The sequence below is a fragment of the Synechococcus sp. W60.3 genome (assembly GCF_047502615.1).
In the GTDB taxonomy this organism is placed as follows: Bacteria; Cyanobacteriota; Cyanobacteriia; order Thermostichales; family Thermostichaceae; genus Thermostichus.
This window is the reverse complement of the sequence record NZ_JANSHJ010000028.1, coordinates 23,265-31,474: the sequence shown is the minus strand read 5'-3', so window position 1 is coordinate 31,474 and position 8,210 is coordinate 23,265. Positions and strand designations below refer to the sequence as shown.

The 8,210-nt window shown below is 57.3% G+C and carries 9 protein-coding genes and 1 pseudogene; 6 read left to right on the top strand and 4 right to left on the bottom strand.

Annotation, left to right across the window (positions count from 1 at the left end):
• Positions 1-226: pseudogene (locus tag NW846_RS10040) on the bottom strand (aspartate aminotransferase family protein); the annotation flags it as partial.
• Between the two features lie 81 nt (positions 227-307).
• A complete protein-coding gene (locus NW846_RS10035) occupies positions 308-583 on the bottom strand; it encodes a DUF4404 family protein (RefSeq protein WP_414384385.1) in 276 nt (91 codons plus the stop codon).
• Positions 584-840: 257 nt separating this feature from the next.
• On the opposite strand from NW846_RS10035, the gene NW846_RS10030 reads away from it, so the two are divergent.
• The 5 genes from NW846_RS10030 to NW846_RS10010 all read left to right on the top strand — a co-directional run bounded on the left by NW846_RS10030 (position 841) and on the right by NW846_RS10010 (position 4,950).
• On the top strand, positions 841-1,098 hold the full coding sequence (locus NW846_RS10030; protein ID WP_414515889.1) for a hypothetical protein: 258 nt from the start codon (positions 841-843) through the stop codon (positions 1,096-1,098).
• A 135-nt stretch (positions 1,099-1,233) separates the two neighbouring features.
• On the top strand, positions 1,234-1,875 hold the full coding sequence (locus NW846_RS10025; RefSeq protein ID WP_414515888.1) for an SIMPL domain-containing protein: 642 nt from the start codon (positions 1,234-1,236) through the stop codon (positions 1,873-1,875).
• A gap of 421 nt (positions 1,876-2,296) precedes the next feature.
• A complete protein-coding gene (locus tag NW846_RS10020; protein WP_414515886.1) occupies positions 2,297-3,487 on the top strand; it encodes a response regulator in 1,191 nt (396 codons plus the stop codon).
• 155 nt (positions 3,488-3,642) lie between these two features.
• Positions 3,643-4,038, top strand: coding sequence for a hypothetical protein (locus NW846_RS10015; RefSeq protein ID WP_414515884.1), 396 nt, complete (start codon positions 3,643-3,645; stop codon positions 4,036-4,038).
• A gap of 45 nt (positions 4,039-4,083) precedes the next feature.
• On the top strand, positions 4,084-4,950 hold the full coding sequence (locus NW846_RS10010) for a shikimate dehydrogenase (protein WP_414515882.1): 867 nt from the start codon (positions 4,084-4,086) through the stop codon (positions 4,948-4,950).
• 63 nt (positions 4,951-5,013) lie between these two features.
• Here NW846_RS10010 and NW846_RS10005 read toward each other — a convergent pair whose 3' ends face one another.
• The gene (locus tag NW846_RS10005) at positions 5,014-5,622 is read right to left on the bottom strand and encodes a hypothetical protein (RefSeq protein ID WP_414515893.1); all 609 of its coding nucleotides are present in this window, start codon (positions 5,620-5,622) and stop codon (positions 5,014-5,016) included.
• Positions 5,623-5,688: 66 nt separating this feature from the next.
• Between NW846_RS10005 and ribH the strand changes: the two genes are divergently transcribed.
• The gene (gene ribH, locus NW846_RS10000; RefSeq protein WP_414383161.1) at positions 5,689-6,273 is read left to right on the top strand and encodes a 6,7-dimethyl-8-ribityllumazine synthase; all 585 of its coding nucleotides are present in this window, start codon (positions 5,689-5,691) and stop codon (positions 6,271-6,273) included.
• On the opposite strand, the gene htpG is transcribed toward ribH, so the two are convergent.
• Positions 6,267-8,126 carry a molecular chaperone HtpG gene (gene htpG, locus NW846_RS09995; protein WP_414348507.1) on the bottom strand — a complete coding sequence of 620 codons (1,860 nt, stop codon included), beginning with the start codon at positions 8,124-8,126 and terminating at the stop codon, positions 6,267-6,269. The genes ribH and htpG overlap by 7 nt on opposite strands.
• Positions 8,127-8,210: the final 84 nt, after the last annotated feature.

Here is an 8,210-nt window from a genome sequence, read left to right as displayed (position 1 = left end):
CAACAATCGCCGGCCCCCAACTGCCGATGTAGTCGATGTATTGGTTGCCGTCCACATCCCAGGCGTAGGCCCCTGAGACACGGTCGAACACTACGGGATCCCCGCCCACCGACTTGAAGGCGCGCACCGGAGAACTCACTCCCCCCGGCATGAGGCTTTGTGCCCGGGCAAAAACCTGCTTGGAGCGGGTGGTGTTAAACGAGGTGGAGTGGAGAGTGCTGGTCATAGAGCATAAGGAGCTTTCAACGCATTACCAAGGCTAGCAAGCAAGGGAGCTTTCTGGTGAGCCCTTTTACCGACCATGAAACTACAAACCCATTCCCGCCAGCGTGTCGATCACCTGCTCCAGGATCAGGGTAAGGTTGGGATGGGAGGTCTCGAACAGGCCCAGCGCCTCTCCAAGGCGATCTCTATGCCCTTGGCTCTGTTTGCTCTCGGTTCGGGATCCCAGATCGGCCAGCACCGCTTCCACTTCCTGGCGAATGGTGGCAATGTGCTGCCGCTGCTTTTCGTCCAGGCCAGGGGTTTTTTGCAGCTCAACATCCAGATCGTGCAGCAGTTGTCGCAGTTTCGATTCGGCCATTCTGTAAAGAGACCTTAACGACTTGAGAACCGATTGAGTTTTGACCACCCTGCCTCAATCATACGGTCTGATGGGTTGAAGCAGGGATCTCTTTGCCCAAGGTCTGAGGGCGGGTGAGGCGACGAAGGTGAACTTTGACCGCCGGGGATCCCAGCATTGGAGCAACTCCCATAGGATGGGCAGTAGCCTTGCTGTCTACCCCCATGTCTGAGCTGGCATTGACCCTAGTATGGGTAGCGGTTGCTGTTGCCCTTTTCATGGGAATTTTTGTCTGGGAACAAAGACGCAGCCAAGAGCTGCTGCAGCGGTGGGCGGCAAAGCATGGCTACTCCATTTTGAGCCAGGAGGCACGGTACTGGCGGCTGGGGCCTTTTTCCGGGAGCACTTCCAAGTATCAACGGGTATTCCGTGTGCGGATACGGGATCCGTGGGGGCAAGAACGCACCGGCTGGGTGAGGTTAGGGAACTGGTGGCTGGGGCTTTTGTCGGATCAGGCTGAGGAGCGGTGGGAGTAGGCTGGGATTGAACCACAGAAGGGGAAAGCAATGAACGGGATCAGGGGTTGGAAAGGGCTGAAGGGGGTAGCGTGGCTGGGCCTGGTACTGGCGGTGGCACTGTTGGGTTGGAACATAATCGCCGGAGGTGGAGCGATGGCCAGTCCTGGTGAGGGATCCCGAATGTTGACGGTTACAGGGCAGGGATCGGTCTCCGTAGAGAACTCCATTGCCCTCATTCGCTTGGGGGTGGTGATCCAGGGGGAGACGGCGCAATCGGTACAACAACAGGTGGCAGAACGCTCAGAGCGGCTGGTCAATCGCCTCAAGGAGCTGCAAGTAGGCGCTCTACAAACCACCGGCATTTCCCTCTACCCGCAATACGACTATCAGGATGGCCAGCCTCGCCTAACGGGTGTGCAGGGGCAAAACAGTCTGCAATTCGAGGTGCCCGTGGCCAGAGCCGGGCAAGTGCTGGACGAAGCTGTGGCCGCCGGAGCCACCCAGGGGGAATCGGGCCGTTTCCGGGCCGACGATGCCACCCTGTTGGAGGCGCGCAGCCGCGCCCTAACCCAAGCCGTGCAAGATGCCCAACGCCAAGCCCAGGATGTGCTGGGGGCCTTGAACCTGAGCATCCGTTCCGTCGAGCGCATCCAGATTCAGAGCGATGGCTACATGATCCCGCCGCCGATCCCCTTTGCCCGCGCCGACTATGCCCGTCTAGAAACGGCATCCACACCGGTGGAGGGGGGACAGCAAACCGTGCGCGCCCAAGTCACCCTCGAGATCCGTTACTGAGCCTCTGCTTTGCTGCCTCGAATAATTCACAAATGTTCACCAATAGATTTCAGCTCTCCCGCCAAAGGGCTTCTGGTCAGAGCAAGCCTTGGGCAGCAACAGACAGCGGCTCTGGACGAGCGAAGTCTCAGTGATTCAAGAGTGATTCAATCCATCTAACCAACTCGGCAAAGTGGAAGCGGCTGCTGTTCGCTACCGCATCAGAATAACGATGGAGATACCACATTCATTAGAATAGCGATGGAAAGTTGCGGGTAGTTTGCTTTCCCGGATTTTCTCGCCATCCTGCCTCAGTTTGTCTATGGATCCCAGACCGGAGAGCGCTAGTGCAGCTCCTGCGCCTGAGAAGGCGAAACTCGTCTCTGGCAGAAGTCAAGACGGCAGTCTGCAAGCCCGTGTACTGATTGTGGATGATAGCTACATGGTGGCAGAGATGCTGTCCAACTTTTTGGGCAAGCAGGGCTGCAGTATTTCTTATGCTTTGGATGGCCTCTCCGCGCTGGAGCAAATTCGCCGCCAACCCCCAGATCTGATCATTGCCGATTGGGTCATGCCCTCCCTGAACGGCCTAGACCTGTGCCGTCAACTGCGGCAACTGCCGGAATATGCTTGGGTGTACTACATCATTATGACTGCCCGCGAGGGCAACGATAGCATGGAGCGGGCTTTGGAGGCAGGCGCCGATGAGTTTCTTTCCAAACCCTTTCAGGCTGCAGAGCTGCTGGCGCGGGTGCGGGCAGGGCTGCGCATTGTAGAAAGTCGCCGCCAGCAATATCTGCTCAAAACTGGGCAAAAATCTCCTCCCTCTCCCCCCAAGTCGATTGGTTTGGAGGTGGGTAGCCGTCAGGATTTGGTGGCTCGTTTGCCGCTGCGGGTGGCCCAGGCCCGTGCCCAATCGGAACCCCTCAGCTTGTTTGTGCTGCGCTTGGCCAACCTCGGTTCTTTGGCACAAGGGCTGGATGCTGACGGTCGGGCTGATCTGCTCAAACTGTTTAGGGAGCGTTTGGCCAATAACCTGCGCGATGGAGACGACCTGTTTTGCTACGACGAGGGGCAGTTTATCATTCTGCTGCCGGGGAGCACCTTGGCTGCTGCGCAAATGGCTGCCGAACGCTGCTGTCAGCGGATGATTCAGGATCCCTTTGTGGTGAATGGGCGGGCGCTGCCGGTGCAGCTCCAGTTTGGAGCGGCCAGCCTCATGGACAGCGATGACCCCAAGGGGGTGGCTCTGTTGCGCCGGGCTGCCCAGGCTATGCGAGATAGCAGGAATGTGCACAGCTCGGTGGTGACTGCTCCCCATCCCATCCCAGTTTCCGACCGCGTCAGCGGAACGGAGTCCTCAGAGCTGCTGAAACGCCTGCAGCGTCTGGAAAAAGAAAACGCCGAACTGCGCCGAGAGCTGGAAACTCGCCTCAAGCAGATTGAGGATCTCCGCCAACACCATCAAGAGCTCAGCCAAAAAATGCAGGCTCCTGCACCGGAGTCAACCACAGCGGGATCCCTGGCCCGCAGACCCTTGCGCTTGCGGCGGCGAAAACTCCGGCAGCTTTGTCTGAAGCGTCAACTGAGCCGTAGAAGACCGCGCCTGGCCTTGGGGCGGCTGAGCAGGTAGTGATGGGCTGAGCGAACGGGAGAGACGGAAGGGAGGTGCAAAAGGCTATGATGGGCATTCTTCAGGGTCAAGTGGCCGGATCTGGGATCTGGAGACCGGCAGGAAGATGGTTCCTAAACAACATTGAGCTAGTCTTGACAGCAGTGGGAATAGGGGTGATTCTGCTAAGTGGTTTTGTGGCCAGCCGCAGCGCTTTTTCGCTAGAAACGGCAACGGCGGTCAGCGCCACTTTGGTAGGGGTCGTCCACGGGATCCTCTTTTGGCTGTTGCGACGGCGGCAGAGACAGGTGAGGCGGGAGGCAATCGGGCAAATTCGGGAAATGCTAGAAGATTTGGGCAAAAACCGCCTGCAAACCATCAAGATGAGCTTATACATGGTGCAGATCCATCAACCGGAGCAGGAAGAGCGAACCCGACAAAGCTTTGACCGCGTTTATCAGATCCTGGCGGAGATGAGCACCTTGATCGACCACATTTCGGAAGAATCGTTGGCCGACTGGCGCCATCGCTACCGGCAGACTCTGCAGCGGGTTGAGTCGGAGTCTCAGTAGTCTTTAAAGTGACTTCAGGGATCCCTTGAGGAGTTGGCTGAGCCGGTGGACGGTCGGATTTCGGGAAGCACCCAATTGCTTGGTCTGGTTGGGGATCCGGTGGCCCACAGCTTATCCCCAGCCATGCACAATGCTGCTTTGGCAGCTATGGGGGAAAACTACTGCTATGTGCCGTTTCCGGTGGCTCCAAAACACTTGGCGGCGGCGGTGGCAGGGCTGGCGGCCATTGGGGTGCGGGGGTTTAATGTGACGATTCCTCACAAACAGGCCATTCTCCCTTTGCTCGATCAGATTGAATCGCGGGCAGCAGCGGTGGGGGCGGTGAATACGGTTTACCCCTTGCCAGAGGGCGGGTGGGCGGGCACCAATACCGATATCGATGGCTTTGTGCAGCCTTTGCTGGGCCTGGAAAAAGGGATCCCCACCCTCATTCTGGGATCCGGGGGGGCAGCGCGGGCGGCCATCCAAGGTTGTTTGGAGTTGGGGCTGGGGCCGGTGCGGGTGGCGGGGCGATCCCCCAACCCATTGCTGGCCTTGCAACAGACCTGGCCTCAGGTGGAGACGGTGAACTGGGCGGAGTTGAATTGCTACCTGTCTCAGACGCGGCTTTTGGTCAACACCACCCCCGTGGGCATGCACAAGCCGGGATCCCCTGGCGGTCAGGAGCTCTCTCCCCTGAGCCGGGAGCAACTGGGCCTGCTGTCTCCGGGTGCCATCGTGTACGACCTGATCTATGTGCCGGATCCCACTCCTCTGCTGCGGATGGCCGCCGAGTTGGGACATACCCCCATCAGTGGACTAGAGATGCTGGTTCACCAGGGGGCCAAGGCTCTATCGCTTTGGCTGGGAGGCAAGCCTGTGCCAGTAGAGGTGATGCGGCAGGCAGCTCAACACCAGTTGGCCCAGGTTTAGGGTCACTCCAGGCCAGTTGGAAGCCCTCTCTCAAGGTGTAATGAGATAACAACAACTACCGGGCTAGCAATCCAAGGTTGTTTCCCGCTCCCAGGGCGTGATCTGACGGTTGTATTCCTGCCACTGTTGGCGTTTGAGCTTGAGGTAGGCATTCACAAAGGGATCCCCAAGCCTGCTGCGGAACAGGGTGTTTTGGTCTAAATGGTTGAGGGCTTCGACCAGAGAGCCGGGCAACGTTGGGGCATTGGGGAGGGGATCGGTGTAGGCGTTGTTGTCACAGCGGGGGCCAGGATCCCGTTGGTGTTGGATCCCGTCCAGACCGGCGGCAATGAGACCAGCAGCCAAAAGATAGGGATTGGCGGCAGCATCGGCCAAACGCAATTCAAACCGCCCGGCATCCGGGATCCGAATGGCGTGGGTGCGATTATTGCCGCTGTAGCTGATCGTATTGGGAGACCAGGTGGCCCCAGAGAGCGTGACGGGGGCATTGAGGCGGCGATAAGAATTGACCGTCGGGTTGGTGAGGGCACACAAAGCAGGTGCATGGTGTAGCACCCCGCCGATGAAGTGATAGGCCAGTTGAGAAAGCCCCAATTCCCCTTGGGGATCGGCGAATAGGTTTTGCTCCCCCTGCCAAAGAGAAATATGGGTGTGGCAGCCGTTGCCCGTCAGTGAATTAGGATGGGAAAGCGTGGTTTTCCGCTTGTTCTTCTCTTGGGTAGGTCTGGAGCAGCGTAGATGGCAGTTTACGAGGGCAATTTTGTTCAGACGGAGGATCTGCGTCTGGCCATTGTCATCGGTCGGTTTAACGACCTGATCACCGGCAAATTGTTGGAAGGGTGCCAGGACGCGCTGAAGCGGCATGGTGTGGATGTCGGCCCGGAGAGCAAGCAGGTGGACTACTACTGGGTGCCGGGCAGTTTTGAGGTGCCTTTGCTGGCTCACCAACTGGCCCAATCTCGCCGTTATGATGCCATCATCTGTCTGGGGGCAGTGATTCGCGGGCAAACTCCCCACTTCGACTATGTGGCGGCGGAGGTCTCCAAGGGCATTGCGGCGGCAGGATTTCGTACCGGAGTGCCGGTTATTTTCGGGATCATCACCGCCGATACCCTGCAGCAGGCTCTGGAGCGGGCCGGGGTCAAGAGCAACAAAGGTTGGGAATACGCCATGAGTGCCCTGGAGATGGCGACGCTGATGCGCCAAGTTGCCCCCGTGCTCCAAGGCAGCTACAGCCACAGCGGCAACGGGGCCGGATCCCGTCCGTCTCTGCCCGGTGGAGCGGAAGCCCTGCAGTCTACCCTGGACAGCGCTGCCTATTGAGGGCGGGTGAGCCGAGTCAGCACTTCGTTGGAGCGCTGCACAAAGGCCCGCGCGGCTGCTGGATCAAAGCTTTTCTGGGTAATCAAAGCCAAATCGTAGATGTGATTGCAGATGAGGTGAACCAAGTCGGGATCCCGACCCTGATCGGCAAGAGACTGCAGGTTTTGGATAAGGGGATGGGCCGTGTTCAGAACCAGCGTGTGCTCTTCCAGAAACTCCAGCGGCTTCTGCTGGATGACGGCGTTGAGCTCCTGTAGGCGCCGCAGCGTCTCCGGTAGCAAGATCATGGCCGGAACCGACTCTGATTTAAGAGCTTCTGCTTTGATCTGCAACTTGTCTTTGCCCAGGGCCTGCCGAAAGAGATCGACCAACTTTTGGCTGCGGGTTTTTTGCGTGACCGGATCCACAATTTCGGCGGCTTTGTCTTTATCTACCAGCGTTTCATCCAGCTCAGAGTCCACCCGCTTAAATTGGATCCCTTCTTCTTTGTATTCCCGCTCCAAAAAGCTGCTGAAGTGGCTGTCGATCCAGCTATCCAACATGATCACTTCCAGCCCCTGGGAGCGGTGGAGATCAATGTAGGCGCTCTGGGCCGCCTCATCGGTGGCGTAGTAAACTCGCTTGTTTTGCTTGTCGCGGGTGCGCTCTAGGTATGCTTTCAGGGTCACATATTCGGGTTTATCGGCAGGGGATCCGGCCACTCGGAAAATGAGAATATCCTTGATCTGGGCAAAGAACTTGTCATTGTTCATCGCCCCAAACTTCATAAAGAGGCTGATGTCGGGCCAGACCTTGACGTATTTTTCGTAATCTTCCCTGTATAGTTCATTGAGACGATCCGCCACCTTTTTGGCAACGTGATCCCCAATGCGTCTTACGGTGCGGTCATTTTGCAAGAAGCTGCGAGAGACGTTGAGGGGAATATCCGGACTGTCGATGGCCCCCCGCAGAGGTAGGAGGAACTTGGGGATAACTTCCTCACAGTTATCTTGGACAAAGACTTGATTGCAGAACAGCTTGACTTGACCCTTGGTGGGATCAATATCCGGGCGCAACTTGGGGAAATAGAGGATCCCTTGCACGATGAAGGGATAGTCGGTGTTGATGTGCACCCAGAAATGGGGATCCTCTTGAAAGGGATAGAGGTAGCGATAAAACTCTAGGTAATCCTCATCTTTGAGTTCGGAAGGTGAGGTTCTCCACAGGGGCTTTTGCTTGTTGATCACTTCCCCGTTTAACTTGATGGGAACGGGGATGAAATCGCAGTATTTACGAACCAATTCCCGAATGCGGCTTGGCTCCAGGTATTCTTCGTTTTCGGGGGTGATGTAAAGGGTAACGGTGGTGCCGATGCTGGAGCGCTCAGAATCGGAGAGGGTAAAAGTAGTGGTGCCGTCACAAGCCCACTTCACCGGCGTGCTGCCGGGCCGATAGGAGAGGGTGTCGATTTCCACCCGCTGCGACACCATAAAAGAGGAGTAGAATCCTAGACCAAAGTGGCCAATGATTGCTTGCTCTGCGTCTTTGCCCTTGTACTTTTGAATGAACTCTTCAGCGCTGGAAAAAGCCACCTGGTTGATGTATTTTTTCACTTCCTCGGCAGTCATGCCAATGCCGTTATCGGCCACCGCTAAGGTCTTGGCCTCCTTGTTGAGGGCAATCGTAATCTCCGGCTCTGGGAGATCTGCCACTTCGCCGGCAAGGCTGGCCATCTTCAGCTTGGTGATGGCATCAGCAGCATTGGAGATCAGCTCCCGCAAGAAGATCTCTCGATCCGAGTAGAGAGACTGCTTGATGATGGGAAAGATGTTCTCGGTGTGGATGGTGATGGATCCCTGTTCCAGCACGGTCATAGGTGGCTCAGCACTCAAACAAGCTCAGTGCCAATCTACAGAGGTTGAGAAGCCCCCGACAAGCAGGCCCCTTTTCGGAAATCC